The organism is Brevibacillus sp. SKDU10, from assembly GCF_001645205.1.
Taxonomy (GTDB): domain Bacteria; phylum Bacillota; class Bacilli; order Brevibacillales; family Brevibacillaceae; genus Brevibacillus_B; species Brevibacillus_B halotolerans.
Map to the genome: position 1 here is coordinate 1 of NZ_LSSO01000145.1, position 18,435 is coordinate 18,435.

General features: G+C 41.0%; 13 protein-coding genes. 12 read left to right on the forward strand and 1 reads right to left on the reverse strand.

Features of this window, described 5'->3' with window-relative positions; translation table 11 throughout:
- The first annotated feature begins 140 nt into the window (after window positions 1-140).
- Together AYJ08_RS09780 and AYJ08_RS09785 are read left to right on the forward strand one after the other, a co-directional pair.
- On the forward strand, window positions 141-1,184 hold the full coding sequence (locus AYJ08_RS09780) for a glyceraldehyde-3-phosphate dehydrogenase (protein ID WP_064017567.1): 1,044 nt from the start codon (window positions 141-143) through the stop codon (window positions 1,182-1,184).
- Between the two features lie 229 nt (window positions 1,185-1,413).
- A complete protein-coding gene (locus AYJ08_RS09785) occupies window positions 1,414-3,660 on the forward strand; it encodes a YcdB/YcdC domain-containing protein (protein WP_064017568.1) in 2,247 nt (748 codons plus the stop codon).
- Between the two features lie 78 nt (window positions 3,661-3,738).
- Here AYJ08_RS09785 and AYJ08_RS09790 read toward each other — a convergent pair whose 3' ends face one another.
- Window positions 3,739-4,872, reverse strand: a complete 1,134-nt coding sequence (locus AYJ08_RS09790) for an HD-GYP domain-containing protein (RefSeq protein ID WP_064017569.1) — start codon at window positions 4,870-4,872, stop codon at window positions 3,739-3,741.
- Between the two features lie 219 nt (window positions 4,873-5,091).
- Here AYJ08_RS09790 and nrdR point away from each other — a divergent pair, with 219 nt between their 5' ends.
- The 10 genes from nrdR to AYJ08_RS09845 all read left to right on the forward strand — a co-directional run bounded on the left by nrdR (window position 5,092) and on the right by AYJ08_RS09845 (window position 18,309).
- On the forward strand, window positions 5,092-5,580 hold the full coding sequence (gene nrdR / locus AYJ08_RS09800) for a transcriptional regulator NrdR (protein WP_031411106.1): 489 nt from the start codon (window positions 5,092-5,094) through the stop codon (window positions 5,578-5,580).
- A gap of 100 nt (window positions 5,581-5,680) precedes the next feature.
- Window positions 5,681-7,186 (forward strand): DnaD domain protein, encoded by a 1,506-nt coding sequence (locus AYJ08_RS09805; protein WP_064017571.1) that lies wholly within the window; start codon window positions 5,681-5,683, stop codon window positions 7,184-7,186.
- Complete coding sequence (dnaI, locus tag AYJ08_RS09810; protein WP_064017572.1) at window positions 7,187-8,128, forward strand: primosomal protein DnaI; 942 nt, start codon at window positions 7,187-7,189, stop codon at window positions 8,126-8,128. It abuts the gene before it with no gap.
- 569 nt (window positions 8,129-8,697) lie between these two features.
- A complete protein-coding gene (locus AYJ08_RS09815; RefSeq protein ID WP_064017573.1) occupies window positions 8,698-9,888 on the forward strand; it encodes a glycine C-acetyltransferase in 1,191 nt (396 codons plus the stop codon).
- A gap of 45 nt (window positions 9,889-9,933) precedes the next feature.
- Window positions 9,934-10,887, forward strand: coding sequence for an L-threonine 3-dehydrogenase (locus AYJ08_RS09820; protein ID WP_064017574.1), 954 nt, complete (start codon window positions 9,934-9,936; stop codon window positions 10,885-10,887).
- Between the two features lie 306 nt (window positions 10,888-11,193).
- A complete protein-coding gene (locus tag AYJ08_RS09825; protein WP_064017575.1) occupies window positions 11,194-12,213 on the forward strand; it encodes an ABC transporter substrate-binding protein in 1,020 nt (339 codons plus the stop codon).
- Between the two features lie 105 nt (window positions 12,214-12,318).
- A complete protein-coding gene (locus AYJ08_RS09830) occupies window positions 12,319-13,932 on the forward strand; it encodes an AraC family transcriptional regulator (protein ID WP_064017576.1) in 1,614 nt (537 codons plus the stop codon).
- Window positions 13,933-13,977: 45 nt separating this feature from the next.
- Window positions 13,978-15,582, forward strand: coding sequence for an AraC family transcriptional regulator (locus tag AYJ08_RS09835; RefSeq protein ID WP_064017577.1), 1,605 nt, complete (start codon window positions 13,978-13,980; stop codon window positions 15,580-15,582).
- Window positions 15,583-15,725: 143 nt separating this feature from the next.
- Window positions 15,726-16,709, forward strand: coding sequence for an iron-hydroxamate ABC transporter substrate-binding protein (locus AYJ08_RS09840; RefSeq protein ID WP_082890915.1), 984 nt, complete (start codon window positions 15,726-15,728; stop codon window positions 16,707-16,709).
- A 247-nt stretch (window positions 16,710-16,956) separates the two neighbouring features.
- Window positions 16,957-18,309: a family 8 glycosyl hydrolase gene (locus AYJ08_RS09845; protein ID WP_064017578.1), complete on the forward strand. Its 1,353-nt coding sequence runs from the start codon at window positions 16,957-16,959 to the stop codon at window positions 18,307-18,309.
- Window positions 18,310-18,435 lie beyond the last annotated feature (126 nt).

Below are 18,435 nucleotides of genomic sequence, written 5' to 3' on the forward strand. Positions count from 1 at the left end.
AATTATTACTGCTTGGGCAGATCATGTAGCAAACTGCCCAAATTTGCTGTTTTTAAGTAAAACACATTGTCAAATATGACATACTTAATATATTATTAATAGTGATTAGAGTAACTTATTTCAGGGAGGGTCAACATAAAATGACAATTAAAATCGGGATAAATGGGTTTGGACGTATTGGGCGCATGGTTTTTCGCAAAGCGATCCAAGATCCATCCATCGAGGTTGTGGCTATTAACGCTAGCTATCCTCCTGAAACCCTAGCTCATTTATTAAAATATGATTCCGTTCATGGGACCTTAGCCCATGACGTTACTGTAGATGGTAATTGCATTGTAATTAATGGAAAAAACACACAGGTGTTATCCGATCGCGATCCTTTGAACCTACCATGGGGGAAGCTTGGGGTAGAAGTGGTTGTGGAAGCGACTGGGAAATTCACAGATCGTAGTGGTGCCGAGAAGCATATAAAAAGCGGTGCTAAAAAAGTAGTTATTACTGCACCTGGTAAAGAAGAGGACGCGACTATTGTTATGGGTGTCAATGAAGATCAATACGATCATGAGCATCACCATATTGTATCGAATGCTTCCTGCACGACCAATTGTCTTGCGCCTGTAGCTAAAGTGCTGCATGAAGCTTTTCAGATTCAATCCGGGCTTATGACTACTATTCATTCCTACACGAACGATCAGGTGAATCTGGATAACCCCCATAAGGATTTACGCCGTGCGCGTGCTTGTGGCCAATCGATTATTCCAACGACAACAGGAGCAGCCAGAGCGGTAGGTAAAGTATTGCCAGAATTAAATGGCAAACTCAATGGTTTTGCTTTACGTGTACCTACTCCAAATGTTTCTGTGGTCGATTTGGTTGTACAAATCTCTAAAAATGTCACTGCACAAGAGGTCAATCGGGTGCTGCGGGAAGCAAGCGAAGGGGCTTTAAAAGGCTATTTAGGCTATACGGATGCACCTCTTGTTTCTACTGATTTTAATGGTAATGAAAATTCCTCAATCGTGGATGGTCTGTCCACTATGGTGATGAGTGATAAGCATGTAAAGGTCATTGCTTGGTACGATAATGAATGGGGATATTCCTGCCGTGTTCTTGATTTGGTAAAGCATGTGTCAGAGCATGTAAATCAATCGAAACGGATTTTAACAGGCAGTACACACGGATAAATTGGCTTCATTTGGCATTTTAATTCTGAAAAATAATTGTTATTTGAATTTATGAAAAAAGCTGATTTCATAAGTGCTGAAATCGGCTTTTTTATTTTTTAACCCAAAAATCTTGCATAATCATTCCAGTAATGGATTTTATATCATTCATTTATCTGGTTATATGTAAAATATTGCTATAATTAATATGATTGGAAAGGCAGTGTACAAGAAGAGGAGGAGGAATGAGATGAACAGGTTATCATTGCGTAAGTGGATAGCGGCAGGTAGCGGGTGTGTGCTGGCGGCTGGTATGTTATTAGCTCCATTTGAGATGTCAGGAAGCGCTTCTGTATTGTATGCACAGGAGAAGAGAGGAGCTTATGATAAGTTATTAACACAAAAAGAAGTGGAAGAGCGTGTGCAGCAATGGATTACCATTCCTGCGGATTACAAACTTAGCAATTCCCGATTAGAAATAGACGACGAGCAGACAGGCTCGCCATACTGGTCGATAAGCTGGGAGACAACTGATAAAAAAAGCAACAAATTTATTCATGCATCAATTAATGCTCAAACAGGGGAATTGATTAGTTTTTTTAAATATACACACAACAATAAAACGGTGAAAAAAGCGGTTAGTGAGAAAGAAGCGGAAGAAACGGCATGGGCTTTTATTGAAAAGGTAGCTAAATCAAAAAAAGATTCTTTGAGTAAAGCAAATGAAATTGTCCCATTGACGAATAACAATCATTTTACATTTGTCTATACCCGCATGTCTGACGAAATTCCATTCATTGAAAATGGAGTAACGATTAAGGTTGATGCTGATGGTGAAATTACGTCCTATAATCTTACGTGGGATGACGGAAAAATTCCCTCTCCTAAGGCGGCCATTTCCCTAGAACAAGCGGAGAAAACACTAAAGGGACTACTAGATCCGCAGGTACGATACATGAGATCTGACAGGTATAAGAACAGGAACAGCGGGGACGTAACATATACTCCTGTTTATATATATGGCAACAATAATGCAAAGTTTTTAGATGCAAATAGTGGAGAGGCGATCAGTCCAAATGGCCGCAAAGCGGAACCCAGCAAAAAAATCACCCCATTAGGCGATAAAATTACATTTACAAAAAATCAAGCACCTGAAAAAATCGGTAAAGACCAAGCAGAACAAATTGCAATGAAATGGGCTGAAAGGCTAGGGAAAGGCTGGGTTTATAATGGGTCAGGTGGGACAGGCTCTAGTGTAGACTCTACAGGTATCAAAACATTGAATTGGTCATTTCGATTTATTTCAACTAATCAAAGCTCCCCATCCAATGAAGAAGAAATAACAGTTAAGATAAATGACAAGGGCCAATTCCAGTCCTTTTCAAAACATAACAATGAAGCATCGGAAGATACGAAAGGGAAAAAAGCGATTGATAAGAAAGAAGCGGAAAAGGTAGCAATTGAAATGATTAAAAGCCTCTACCCTGACCATACGGGGCAGCTGTATCTTAAAACAGGAGACGACCCTTACATTAGAGGCGATAAGGGGCGATCTTACATTTTTACATTTGGATACTTATATAAAGATACTCCAATTGATGACCGAGACATCGAGGTTGAAGTAAATAAATTTAATAATGAGGTCACTGATATTTGGCTCTATCAAAGGGAAAATGGCTCCCCTTTGCGAAGTAATGATGCTTTCGAAAAAATTCAGGTATCAAAGAAAGAAGCGATAGAAAAGGAGATAACAGAGAAAAAAGTAATGCTTACTTATTATAAAGCTCCTTTCTATATGGCGGGGGCAGATGAGTCTGGGAAGGAGTCTTCTCAAGAGATTCCAATACAGCTCGTCTATCGTTATGTAGGGAATGAGAAATCTGTAAACGCGGCTACTGGTGAATTAATAGAACCATGGGGATTTAGTGATGCCAAATCCGCTACTGATATTGAGGGACACAAAAGTGAAGAAGCCCTAGGTAATATGCTAAATAGAGGGCTGTTCTTCCTAGAGGATGGTAAGGTGGAGCCAGATAAGGAGATATCTAGGGCTCAATTTGTGGGATTGCTGATTAGCATATCAAACGAGCTGAGTCACGATTATCGATCCTATGACGATGAAAATGATGAGAAGCCTTATACGTACTCAGATGTACCTACAAATCATCCGTATTACGCTGCTATTTCCCAGGCCTCTCAATTCAAAATCATACCATCTACAGCCCGCTTTGAGCCTGATCGTGCCATTACACGTTATGAAGCGATACAAATGTTTATGCAGACATTACAATTCGGAGCGTTACTATCCAAGTCTGATATCTTTCAATCCCCTTATCCAGATGTAACAGCAGAACAAGTACCTGCTTATACGCTAGCGCATGCTTTAGGTTATCTGAGCGCACCGAAGGGAACTAAGGTAGAGCCGAATAAAAATGTAACACGTGCAGAAGCGGCAGAGCTGATTTACCAATTTTATCAGCAATACAGACACGAATAAATCGAGGCAAAGCAAAACTCCCTCTCAGCATTTTGCAAGAGGGAGTTTTGCTGGTTGTAAATGAAATAAACTAGATGATTAAAAGTCCGGTGCAATATGCTTAGATTCCATAAAAGTAAATAATGTTTCGTCTTCAAATTGAGTAATAAATAGTTTTAAATTATATTTCAAATTAACTTCGTACGGGGTAAGCAGGTCATTGCCACGCCCGTCTCGCAAAATGCGTATCGTTGGACGATGACAGCATTCTGGATCTACCTTACAGACTACGCCGCTTTCTCCATTATTAAGGACGACTCCGCTCCCAAGTGGAAAGACAGCGATATGCTTACGAAAGGCATCTACTAAATGATGATGGAACAAATAGCCGCCTGACCCAAGCAGGTATTCAAGCGCATCCTGTGGCATATAGCGTTTTCTCCAAGGTCTTGGGGTAGTTAAAGAATCATACACATCACAAATAGCTACGATTTGCGCATACTCATGGAATTTGTCCCCTTGCAGCTGTTGCGGATAACCGCTTCCATCCATTCGTTCATGATGCTGGAAAGCTACATGAGCAGATAATAATGAAATATCGTGCTGTTTCCGAATGATATCAAAGCCAAGGCGTGCATGCTCTTTGGCCTGCTCCATTTCAGCCTCGTTCCAACGCTCGGTCTTTTCAAGCAATTCTTTTGGTAGCGCCGTTTTTCCGATGTCGTGTAACAGTGCCCCGATTCCCAAATCACGTAATTGCGTCGTGTTGTAGCCAAGCGACATCCCAACGGCTGTAGCCATGACAGCGACGTTAACGCTGTGATGATACATTGCTCCCGAGTGAGAGGAGATGTTAGCGAGATGAATCATGATATCCTTTGCACCAGATAGATCATTTAAAATCTTATGAAAGACTTGCTGGAAATGCATGCCCATGTCTTTGACAGAGACCCTACGAGCAACTTTATTCGTATTCCGTAGTTGTTGCACGGTTTTATGTATGACTTCCAAAGCATCTTGCCTTGTCTCTGGACGTATAACATCCTCTACCTCAATATCTGATGTGTGCGGGTCATCAATATAGACGGAATCAATTCCCATGCGTTGTAGACCACTTACCAATCTTTCACTTAACTGCATACCTGCCCCAAGCAGGACTTTCCCATCATCTGTAAAAACGGTCCTTCCCAATTTCATTCCAGGTTGAACATGTCGCAATGAGACTAGGCGCATGCAAGAACCCTCCCTTGCTGTTAGATACTATCTCATTTTAAAAAAATTATGGACAAATGGGAATAGGATATTAGCTTTTCCCTTGACTAACCTTACTGGATATGGGACTCTAAAGAAAAACTTCAATAATTTACACGCAAATTTATTGAATAAAATCAAGTCTTTCTTTTTTAGAATGATGTTGATCTAACTGAGTAATCATTTTGGAGATGATGGCTAATGCGTTGCCCATTTTGTGAATTTAATGGGACAAGGGTATTGGATTCCCGCCCATTTAATAACAACAAATCAATCAGACGCCGTCGAGAGTGCGAGGACTGCGGCAGAAGATTCACTACATTTGAAATGGTGGAAGAAACACCACTATTAATTATTAAAAAGGACGGAACAAGAGAAGAGTACAGCCGCGATAAAATTTTACGTGGGTTGATTCGTGCTTGCGAAAAGCGTCCTGTGACACTGGAGATATTAGAGAATATTGTAAATGAAATTGAACGAGAACTACGTAGTCAAGGGAAGGCTGAGGTCCCTAGCAAAGAGGTAGGGGAAATGGTCATGGAGCGCCTGTACCATGTGGATGAGGTAGCTTATGTTCGTTTTGCTTCGGTTTATCGTCAGTTTAAAGATATTAATGTATTTATGCGAGAATTGGAAGAGCTTTTAGAACAAGCGCGGAATCAGCCGCCTAAAATGAATAAATCGGAATAAGAAGCATTTTTTTCTCTAAGCTTCCAAACCTCTCCTACGTAACATGACAGAAGAAATGATATAATAGAGAAACTATGAACGTAAGGAAGGATTTTGGTCGATGCGTGTCATGTGGAACGAACTTGCGCCCAACGATCGCTATTTAGTGAGATTCATAAGGCCGCTGAGTATGATGGAGATGGGATTCGTAACCCATCTTTATTTGCCCTTACTGGGGGTGTCGTCTTATTCGTTGTATCAATTATTAATGCACGAGGTGGATGAAAAGAGTGGAGCAGCAAGCGAAGGAACGCACCGGAGTCTGATGATGATGACATCCTTGCCGTTGGATCGCTTATTGCAAGCCAGAGAACGTTTAGAAGCGATGGATTTACTAAAGGTCCGTCGTCGTGAGAATCGCGAACATGACTTTTTTTATGAGTATATTGTCTTGCCACCGCTAACTCCGGCTCAATTTTTTCAGGAAGATATTCTTCCCGTTATGCTGTTAAATCAAGTAGGCAAAATCAAATACGAGCAGCTTCGCCGTACCTATGCTGATCAGCTATGGGGTAATCTGGCGGAGGAGTATCCGTATGAAGAAGATGTAACCAAGCGCTTCTATGAGGTATATCATAATTTGTCAGCTTCTGAGCTGGAAATTCGTCCTGGATCGGAAACGGATCGATTTTTTGCTCACATGCAAGAAAAACATCCTACAGCCTCCCTAGCTAATCATTATGAAGCGGAGCCAGACAAACAATTGGATTTATCCTTTTTGCGAGCTAGCCTCCCTAGTCATGTACAAGCCTCTAAGGTAGTAACGCAGGAAAGCATTCCATTTTTTTATCAGTTGCTCGCTTTTTATCAAGTGGACAGCTATTTATTAAGCCAAGAGCTGCGGGATTGGAATCTTTATGATTCTCAAGGGGCTCTTAGCACAGAATTATTGCGTAAACGAATACGCGAGCGATATGTAAATAACCAGCTAACGCGTGAGCGCCGTTCTTTAGCCGATGCCTATTTGGAACATCTCGGCCCTGGGAAAATACCAGCTCCCGGAACGGAGGTTTTTCTACGAATCTGTCGAGAGCTTTCACCGCTGATTATTTTAGAGCAAGCGGTGGGAGGTAGAATTTCACGTGCGTTTTTAGAACGGGCGGAGAGCTTGGTTTTCACAGATTCAATGCCGTCAGAAGTAGTAAATGCTTTGCTCTTATATGCCATGCGTGAAACGAAAATGGAATTGCCAAAAGCTTACGTGGAAACGATTCGAGATAGCTGGAAAGCCAAAGCAATTTCTACCGTAGAGGAAGCAGTGAGGGTTATTCTGGAACGGGCAGAAGCTAAGAATCAGGCTATGGAGAATCAAACGGCTCAATCTCTGGCAGGTCCCCAAAAAGGTGGATTATCCTCTAACAGGGGCCGGCGCAGTAATTCACGAGCATTGCTACAGGATAAGCTGCCTGCTGCTGTACAGCGACAGCTTGATCGTGAGGAAGCAGATGCAGTTGATACTGATCGAAAAAAACGCGTAAAGCAAGTGAAAAAAACCATTATGGATGATCCAGAGCTAAAAGAATTATACGAATCACTACGACAGCCGACGAAGGGAGGCGAACATTAGATGGAACCTTTGCGTCAATTCATGGAGGAGTTAGCTAAGCGAACTCCACGGCATATTTTAAGTCCGGATGAACAATTGGATAAAATGATGCGCTCGTCTCTCTATCTAAAAGCCTTTCTGCAGAAGCATCCTGAATTAACTAGGGAGGATTTGTTTCGCTCCCTTTCGGCAGTGTATGAATCGGTGAAGGAGCACTATTATTGTGAGAATTGCCCCGGACTGTCAGAATGTCCTAATTTGGTAAAGGGACATACGAATAAGCTACAGGTGCAAAACAAGCATATTGTATCCGCACTAAGCCCCTGTGATAAGCAATTATCATATGAAGAAACACAACGTACTCGTAAAATGATGCGAAGCTACTATGTGTCTGAAGAAACACTTCAAGCTAGCTTTCATCATATGGATATGGATGATTCCAATAAAGAAGCGATTCGTCTGGCGATGCGTTTTTGCCGGGAAATGAGAGACAACAAGAAGCAGGCTACACGAGGGCTATATGTTCACGGAGGCTTTGGGGTTGGCAAGAGCTATCTGATGGCTGCTGTCGCACGCGAACTATCGGAGAACAACATTTCTTCCTTAATGGTATACGTCCCAGATTTCATTAGAGAGTTGAAAGAATCCCTCTCCGATCAATCCTATGTAGGTAAACTGGAGCTATTAAAGGAGATTCCTGTTTTGATCTTAGATGATCTAGGGGCGGAGAATGTCACTCCATGGATTCGGGATGAAGTGATTGGAGTTCTTTTAAATCAGCGAATTAACAATCATCTGCCAACTTTATTTACTTCAAACTATTCTCTTGAGGAATTGGAAGAGCATTTTGCCATGAGTAATGGCTCACGTATCGAAGTAACGAAGGCACGCCGGATTTTAGAAAGAATTCGTCATTATGTAGAAGAAGTAGTGATTGAAGGAATCAATCGTCGAAAAAGATAGCCTATATAGGTATGTGTATATCAGCATTTCGTTTGACCGATCACCCAAGTATTGGACAAGCAAGTGAGTCCTTTACTTGGGCTTTTTGCCGATCAGGGATAGTTTTTTAGAAATAGTACCGTAGTCGGTAGCCTTGCTATTTTGCTGAGAGTGTCCTTTTGAAAAAGACACCCAAAGCTTATATGGAACCTTGACGGCAATATACAAAAAAAGACAGATGTGCTTCCTAGAAAAACATGGCAAGATGGTTGCTTGATTATTCAGATAAAATGTTTTTGAGTTGAAAGCTTGGTATTAAAGGTTTCTTAATGACTGATTACTATGAATTAACAGATGATATTGAAAAGTGCTGTGTTTGTTGTGTGGACATTACGAGGCACATGTGGTACTTTTAAAACTAGAATAGGAAGATGATTTTGCGGCTGATACAACATTGTTATGTACATATGGAGAGGACTTTTGTTTTCTCTGGAGGGAGTGAACCATTCCGTCTTCCTTACCAAAATGTAATGATAGTATCTCATTTATGAAAAGATAAAAAAACCAAGATACCTATGGAGGGATAAAGGATGTCCAGCAGAGGATTGCAAGAGTTTTTACAAGAAAATTTAACAGAGCTTAAAAGCAAAGGCCTTTATAACGTTATTGATCCTTTGGAGAGTGCCAATGGGCCTGTGATTACCATTAAAGGCAAAAACCTGGTTAACCTTTCTTCCAACAACTATCTGGGTTTGGCAACAGATCAGCGCTTGAAAGATGCAGCATACCAAGCGATCGAAAAGTATGGTGTTGGGGCAGGTGCCGTTCGTACCATTAACGGGACATTGGATATCCATATTACATTAGAAAAAACACTAGCAGAATTTAAACATACCGAGGCGGCTATTGCTTATCAGTCTGGTTTCAACTGTAATATGGCTGCAATTTCTGCTGTGATGGATAAAAATGATGCAATTCTATCGGATGAATTAAACCATGCATCCATTATTGACGGTTGCCGTCTATCTAAAGCCAAAATCATCCGTTTCAATCACTCTGACATGGATGATCTTCGTCAAAAAGCAAAAGAGGCGAGAGAATCTGGCCTGTACAATAAAATCATGGTAATTACAGATGGTGTGTTCTCGATGGACGGAGATATTGCCAAGCTACCAGAAATTGTAGAGATTGCTGAGGAATTTGATTTAATCACGTATGTAGATGATGCCCATGGCTCAGGTGTACTCGGTAAGGGAGCAGGGACAGTGAAGCATTTTGGCTTATCTGACAAAGTAGACTTCCAGATCGGAACGCTGTCCAAAGCGATTGGAGTAGTAGGTGGCTATGTAGCTGGTAAACAAGAATTGATTGATTGGCTTAAAGTACGCAGCAGACCATTCTTATTCTCCACTGCACTTACACCAGGAGATGTAGGAGCTATTACCAAAGCCATCAATATTTTGACAGAAAGCACCGAATTACATGATCGTCTTTGGGAGAATGGGAATTACCTGAAGAAGGGCTTGAAGGAGCTTGGCTTTAATATCGGAGACAGTGAGACTCCAATCACACCTTGCATTATTGGTGATGAAATAAAAACACAGGAATTTAGTAAGCGATTGTATGAAGAAGGCGTTTATGCAAAAGCTATTGTATTCCCAACGGTTGCTAAAGGAACCGGACGTGTCCGCAATATGCCAACTGCGGCGCATACGAAAGAGATGCTAGATCAAGCGTTGGCCACCTACAAAAAAGTAGGAAAAGAAATGGGAATTATTTAACCCTACTGATCAAAAGGAACAACAGGAAGAAAGGGGTCAACCCACATGAAAAGAATAATGGTAACAGGAGCGCTTGGACAAATTGGCTCCGAATTGGTCACGAAGCTACGAAGTGTATACGGAACAGAATCCGTAATTGCCACTGATATTCGTCAGGGCGAGGGGCAAGAGGGACCATTTGAGATTTTAGATGTAACAGATGCAAAGGCTATGCACGATATTGCTGCAAAGTACAAAGTGGATACCATTATGCATTTGGCAGCTCTGTTGTCTGCGACAGCGGAAGCAAAGCCATTGCTCGCTTGGAATTTAAATATGGGCGGATTGGTAAATGCACTTGAAGTAGCAAGAGAACTTAATTGTCAATTTTTTACGCCAAGTTCAATCGGTGCATTCGGACCAACAACACCAAAAGATAATACACCTCAGGATACAATTCAACGTCCTGTTACCATGTATGGGGTAAATAAGGTTTCTGGGGAATTATTGTGTGATTACTACTATCAAAAATTTGGAGTAGATACGCGCGGTGTACGTTTTCCAGGGCTGATTTCCTACGTAACGCCTCCAGGTGGGGGAACAACCGACTATGCAGTGGAAATTTATTACGAGGCAATTAAAAATGGCCGTTATACCTCATACATCCAAAAAGGTACGTATATGGATATGATGTATATGCCAGATGCGCTTAACGCTATCATCAATTTGATGGAAGCAGATGCATCTAAATTACAACACCGTAACGCCTTTAACGTGACAGCGATGAGCTTTGAGCCAGAGCAAATTGCACGGGAAATCAAGAAGCATATTCCGACATTTGAAATGGACTACCAAGTAGACCCAATCAGACAAGGAATCGCAGACAGTTGGCCAAACTCAATTGATGCCACAGCAGCTAAAGCGGAGTGGGGTTTTCAAGCAGAATATGACTTGGAAAAAATGACAACAGATATGCTTGCCAAGCTTCAAGATAAATTGCAAGTGGCAGCGGGGATCTAGGCAAAAGCAGGGAATAGTCATGATAGAGCAGCTATACAGTCGTGTAGTGTGCTACAGTCTATTAATGATGTGAATAAAAAAAGCAGGGGAGTAATTCCTCTGCTTTTTTTATGTAAAAAGTGAAAAATCGTTTGTTAAACCGATAAGGGAAATTCACAAGTGTTTGTATAAAAAATAGTCGAGAACGTGCATTGTAAAAAGCATAGGGAATCAATTACAATTTGTTTGGATAAAAGCAATAACGATAATCATTATCAAATATAAGTTTTTCGGCAAATCGTAATTGTGTGGGAGAGGGGAAGAATTATGCTAAGGTCACGTTGGAACATGATTGCTGGGATGGCTGTATTGCTTGTCGTGATGTACCTTGTTGCTGGGTGCGGAAAACAACCGCAGCAGGTAGACACACAGACTCAAAAGGGCGTGGAGAATGGACAGCAAGGTGAGAATCAGGCCAAAGATACGCAAACCGCTAAGCAATCACAAACACGTGTGGTTAAGGATGAATTTGGGGAAGTCGAGATTCCGGTACATCCGAAGCGAATAGCCGCTATTTATTTAGAAGACCCATTAGTTGCATTAGGAGTTACACCAATCGTGCAGTGGTATCATCCAGCGTGGGGTAAGCAGGATTATCTGGACCTGCATGTACCAACATTTGATATAACGGGTAGCATAGAAGCTTTACTTGCAGCTAATCCTGATTTAATCATTGTTGATGGTGGAGTAGATGCAACTAAATATGAAGCATATTCTAAGGTAGCTCCTACTTATCGGGTACCTAATTCTATTAATAAAAATGCTGTTGAAACATTAAAAAGAGTAGCAGATATAATAGGTATGCCCGAAAAGGCTGAGAGTGTATTGCAAGCGTACCAGACAAAAGTGGCCGATGCCAAAGAAAAACTCAATTCATCAATAGGCAAACAAACCGTAGCGGTTATTCGTTTAAATGTTGGTGAAAAGCCATCATTAGCTCTTTTTGGCCTCAAAAACGCCTATATAAGAATGATTTATGAGGATTTAGGGCTGGAGCCGTATGAGCCTGTGAAAAAGATTGAAACTCACGAGATTATGTCACTAGAAAAAATTCCAGAGTTTCATGCTGATCATATCATTATATTCCCATCTAATGGGACATGGACATCACAAGAGAATAAACAGGCACTTGCATTACTAGAGGATCCATTATGGAAGGCCCTCCCTGCGGTTAAGAAGGGGAATGTTTATCAATTAGAAAGAACACACTGGCAATCAGGCTCGATTAAAGCGAATACGATGAAGATTGATGATTTATTGAAAATCTTTTCTGCTAAAACGAAATAGCAGTTTATCTGTCTAAAAGAAGAGAGGGCTTCAGCTTATGTTGAAGAACTTTCTTTTTTGTTTTATAATATTTTGAATGAGAATTATTATCAATGGAGTGGTGTGATGAACCAGGTAGCAAGCTTGATTAGTAGCCCAAGCACCGTATTTCTCTTAGTAGATATCCAATATGACACGCTCCCTGCTGGACATCACCAGCATGATAATGAGACAAGCGACTATAGCTTAATTGTTGTGACTGATGGAAAGGGAAGGCTCCAAATAGAAAAAGATTGCTTTCATGTGGAGCGAGAAAATTGCTTCATGATTGGACCTGGGGAATCTCTATTCATCCAAGCGGTGGATGCCTCATTATGCTTTTATCAGTTAACTTTCAATAAGCTGTCCATTCAACCTGCAGCTTCTAACGTAACACTGACAGATGAGGGGAAGAATGATTCATTTCCTTTTCTAGGTGCTGTAGCTTGCTCTCCTTTTTCTAAATGTCTTGATTTGGTAGAAGCGATATATTGTCATCGCAACGATGCCGATGACATGGAACGGTTTTATAATCACGTACGATTTGAGGAGTTACTCCGCTTCGTGTTTCAACAAAATGCCTCTCAGAGTCATGTGGACATACGCCGTGCAGTGGAGCGCTCTATTGACTATGTGAGGAAGCATTACTATGAACCAATGACAGTAGATCAATTGGCGGCTGATGCTAACGTCGCTCGTTATAAATATACGCGTATTTTCAAAGAACTGACAGGGCAGATTCCCCTTGATTTTGTAAATACATTACGAATAGACAGAGCGAAACAATTGCTCAGCAGAACAGACGATCGAATTCATGAAATAGCAGAGCAGGTTGGATTCAACAATGAATTTTATTTTAATCGTCGGTTTAAACAAATGGTTGGTGTGGCCCCGGGACAATACCGGGATAATCTGCGCAGTGATCTTCGCATCGTCTCCTTGTTTTTAGAGGACTATTTACTGGCATTAGGAGTAACTCCGATTGTACAGTGGTCGCATGGGGGATGGGGAAAGCTTGATTATCTTGGGCTACAGCATATTCCGACGCACGATGTTCTGACACAGGACATTCATCAGCTATCCTATTATAAACCAGATTTTATTATGGTCAGAGAAGGGGTTCAAAGCTTAGCAGGTATCTACGATCAATGCAGGCAGATTGCACGTACGAGTGTCATTTCCCACTCTGTTGATGATTGGCGTTCGACCCTGCGTACAGTAGCTGATATGCTAGGGCGAACGAATATGGCTGAGCAGTTAATCAAGCAATACGAGAATAAGGTAGCAAAGGCTAAGGAAGCGTTGGCACGTTCTGTAAAAGGGAAAACCTTTGCTTTCCTGCGGGTATCCGCCCATTATATCAGCGTGGATTATCTTTACACAGGGCCTGTACTATATCGAGATTTAGAGATGAAACCACATCCATTAGTAAGCCAATTGAAAGGAGAGTCTGAGCGAAGATGCTTGTCATGGGAAGCCCTTTCTGAGCTGGATGCAGATCATCTATTCTACACATTTGATAAATGGCATGACGAAGGTGAAGGCGCAGAAAAAAGGCAGCTATCTCATCCGATTTGGCAATCCATTCCGGCTGTTCAGAAAAACTGTGTGTATGAGGTAGATTTTATGACATGGATGAGTCATGGGGTTATCGCTAATAGCAGGAAGATTGATGATGTGATGAGGGTGATTGCTCACTAATTCTAAACAGGATATAAACACCGGAATGGTTGGGGGAGATGCATCTTGGATTCTTCTATACAGATTGTGAAGAAATCGCAGGTATTTTTATGGGAGGATGGCGTATCTTCAATCACGTTTTTAGCTGAAGTCCCGACTTTGTTTACTACTCTAGGACAGATTCAAATTCGAATCGGCTCCACCCTTTATCAGCTATCAAGTGGAAATGTTATGTTTTTACGACCGAATGAGGCAATTACAGTTCAGTATAAGGGAGATATTGCTCCTCTGGTTTATCAAGTCGGCTTTGAGTATTATCAGCTAGTCGAGTATTCGGAAGAACATATACGATATAGTAAGAATCATGATAACCTGCCGCAAAGTGGCTGGATGACCGAGTTCCTTCCGTACCAGGCATATCTATTCATGCAGCAAATCGTGGAGCAATATCAGCCGTTGGAAGCAGCACAGAAGAGCCGGTGTCGCTTCCTATTAGACGAGCTCTTGCACATTGTCTTTTCTCAAAAGCGAAGGATTCGAAAACACCAGGAAATCCCGTCTATAGAACAGGCGCTATTTTACATACAAGAACACTATCATACCCCTATTTCACGTTCTGGAATTGCTCAAATGATTGGATTCAATGAGAGTTATTTTTCCACCCTATTCCGCAAACAAACGGGATGGGGTTTTTCCGAATACGTAAATCGCTTACGAGTAGATAAAACGAAGGAATATTTGTTGACTACCAACATGACGCTACATGAGATTGCAGGTAAAGTCGGTTATACCAACGGATTGTATGTAAGCCGCAGGTTTAAGCAAATAACAGGGATGTCTCCAGATGAATTTCGAAAACGCCCTCGTCCAAAGCGAATTGTTGCTTTTCAGTTCATAGGGCATTTGCTAGCAATGGGAATTATGCCTATAGCGACTGACTCTTTACTTCTGGAACATTCGCAGTTACTCCAGGGTGAATTAGAAGGAATTAGGATCATCAATCATAATCAAGACGTTGAACAATTACAACAGCTAGAGGTAGATATCATAATTGCCCCAACCTATTTCTACAACATACCCGGGCGGATAAAAAAATTAGAAAAAATAGCACCCGTTCTGACGATAGAATGGGGGAAAATGAGTTGCTTGGAGGAGACCCGTTTATTTGGCAAACTGCTTGGAAAAGAAGCGGAGGCACAAAGGTGGATCAACCGCTATTTAAACAAAGTAATGCAAGCCAAAGAGCGTATAGCAGGACATATTAAGCCTGGTGAAACGGTAGCACTTTATGAAATAAGAGAAGATGGAATTTTTATATGGGATCGGAAAGCAAGGGGAGCCTTCAATTTATATGACATGCTGAAAATGACGCCACCACTACGTGTACAGCAAGAGGTGCTAAACCGAGGCAATCATTTATATATTTCAGAGGCGTCCCTCCCGGATTATGCTGCCGATCACATGTTTGTTGTGCTTTGTGAAGGAAATGGTTCATTTCAGGAGATGAAAAAACGGGTGGCTGCGAGTGCGGGATGGAGTAATCTACCTGCTGTTCAACACGATCGAATTTATCCTCTAAGACTAGAAGAGTTTTGGTGCTGTGATGGTCTTTTACTAGAAAGACAGTTAGAGAAACAAGTAAATTTGTTGGTTTCGGGTAACGAATTCTAACAATTATCCATATCCAATTGATAACTTTTTGAAATAGACGGCTGTACGCATAATTGTTATGATGAACGTGAAGGTAATTGATAATGATTATCAATTGTTATATCAGCAAAAACAAGCCTTTTTCAAAGAGGAGTAGAAAAAAGATGTGGATGGTAAGCAGAAAACTATGGATTGGGGCCATGCTTGCTTTGCTTATGATCGTATTGAGCGCTTGCAATAGCGCGGGGCGGGAAACGAACCAGAGTGAAGCACAGTTTCAACCGACAGCAAATGAAAGTGGACAACAAAAGCAAACCACGAGGGTGATTAAAACCATTAAAGGAGATATCACAATACCAGCAGAGCCAAAACGAGTGATAGCTCAAGGATATTTGGGCACCTTTCTTGCACTTCATGTAAAACCAGTTGGCGCTCCCAAGTGGGATATCGATTCTCCACACATTAAGCATCTTACTGCCGGAATTGCAGATATTGGACAGATCGAGATGGGGAGTGTGGAAAAAATACTATCACTTAATCCCGATCTAATCGTCACCTTATCGGATGATCCGGCTATGTATGAGCAATTAAGTAAAATAGCACCAACAGTTGTTTACCCATATAATACCTTCAATGATGCACGTGACGAAATAAAAGTGTTTGGAGAACTTCTAGGAAAGCAAAGAGAAGCAGAAGCGTGGATTGCAGATTTTAATAAAACAGTACAGGCAGCCAAGGAAAAAATAAAAGGGATTGTTGGAAAAAACGAGACCGTTTCTGTTATGGGAGAGTTTAATAAAGAGATATATGTCTATTCCTTTGGGATATGGCGTGGGGTTCAAGCGATATATAAACATCTGGAATTAACTCCTCCCCCGCGCGTTCAGAAGCTGATTGACGCAAAAGAGGATCTTAAAGTAATTTCATATGAAATGATTCCTGAATTTGCTGGGGATTATATGTTTTTAGAATTGGGAACAAGCGGACAATTCCAAAGGCATGGAGCATTTTGGAACTCGTTAGAAGCAGTAAAGAACAACCGTGTCTTTGAATTGGATACAGATTTTTTCTGGCCGTATGATCCGATTGCAATTAAAGCTCAGGTAGAAAAAGTTGCAGAGATGCTTGAGAAATCTCACAAAAAATAATGTAGGCAAGGCTAAAGAATGGATGAAGGAAACCCTAGGCGTACGTGTAGGGTTTTTTTGTTAGAAGAACAATTTATCGACAAAGCAATAAAGTATTTACTTCTAGCAATATTTTCCTTATTATGAAATAAAATTAATTGTTTTTTGCATTTTTCTTACAAATACACCAATTGATATTTACGTTAAAAAGAGATAAGTGAAAGGTTTTACAAGTTCTACCATATCAATAAGATAAGGAGAGATTTGTATGAAACAAAGAAAACGCTTGTCCTTGATTAGTGCAGGTATTTGCAGTTTACTCGCATTGCTTCCAATTTCGGCGTCAGGTTCGATGCCGTCAAATGAGTTAGTGACCGACACCCCAAGACTACAGGAAAGCAAAGAGACATTGCTTGTCAATGTAGCCAGACCGTTCCCTCAGCATACCGATTATGTATCGGGCTCGATTAAACCTAATCATGTGAGCCAGGCTGAGTTGGATAATGACGTACGACGTATATACGACGAATGGAAAGAAAGATATATCAAGAAGCATCCAAAGGCAAGCAATCAATATTATGTATTTTACAATTTGGAAAAGACAGTTGAACCAGACAATGCCGTTTCTTCTTCAGAGGGTCATGGCTATGGGATGCTGGCAACAGTTCTGATGGCGGGACACGATGCTGAGGCAAAAACGTATTTTGACGGTTTATACCGTTATTATAAAGCTCATCCTAGTGTCATTAATTCAGCTTTGATGGCTTGGCAACAAGTGAAAGATAGCAAAGGAAACATCATTGACAACCCAGATGGTGGAAATGATGCAGCCACAGATGGAGATATGGACATCGCCTATGCTTTGTTATTAGCGGACAAGCAATGGGGGAGCTCTGGAGAAATCAATTATCTTTCCCAAGCCAAAAACGTAATAAATGCCATCATGAAGAACGAAGTTAATTATTCGGAAGGGATTTTGAAACTGGGAGATTGGGCAGATGATAGCGATAGTAAATACGGTAAAGCTACGCGTACATCAGATTTCATGCTGAGTCATTTAAAGGCATTTGAAAAAGCGACCGGTAATAGTAAATGGAGCAAGGTCGTTGATAAGACATATAGCATTCAGAATACCCTCTATACCAAAAATAGCTCCAAAGCTGGACTATTGCCAGATTTCGCCGTGAAAAAATCATCCTCCTATGTACCCGCCCCTCCCCATTTATTAGAAGATAAGAACGATGGCAACTACTATTATAATGCTTGTCGGGTTCCTTGGCGTTTACCTGTCGATTATCTCATGAGCGGAGATAGCAGAGCAGTACCCCAGTTGGAAACGTTAAATGCATGGATTCAGAAAACCACATCAAAAAATCCTAAAAAAGTAATGTCAGGCTATAGCCTTGATGGCAAAGTATTGCCTAAGGCTGATTTTAATTCTATGGCCTTTACCGCTCCTTTTGCTGTTAGTGCTATGATCGATTCCCAGAATCAGGAGTGGTTAAACAAATTATGGGCGCATATGGCTAGCTCTCCAACCAAATCAAATGAGTATTTTGACAATAGCATCCGCTTATTGACCATGATCACAGCTTCAGGAAACTGGTGGTTACCAGAATAATTAGCCAATTGTAGTTTCATATATAGCAAAAAATAATCCATGCATCTGAACTGTAAAAAAACAGTTTAATAAGTTCTAAATAATGACTCCCATTTTTATAATATTACTAATGTTATAAGTGGAGGT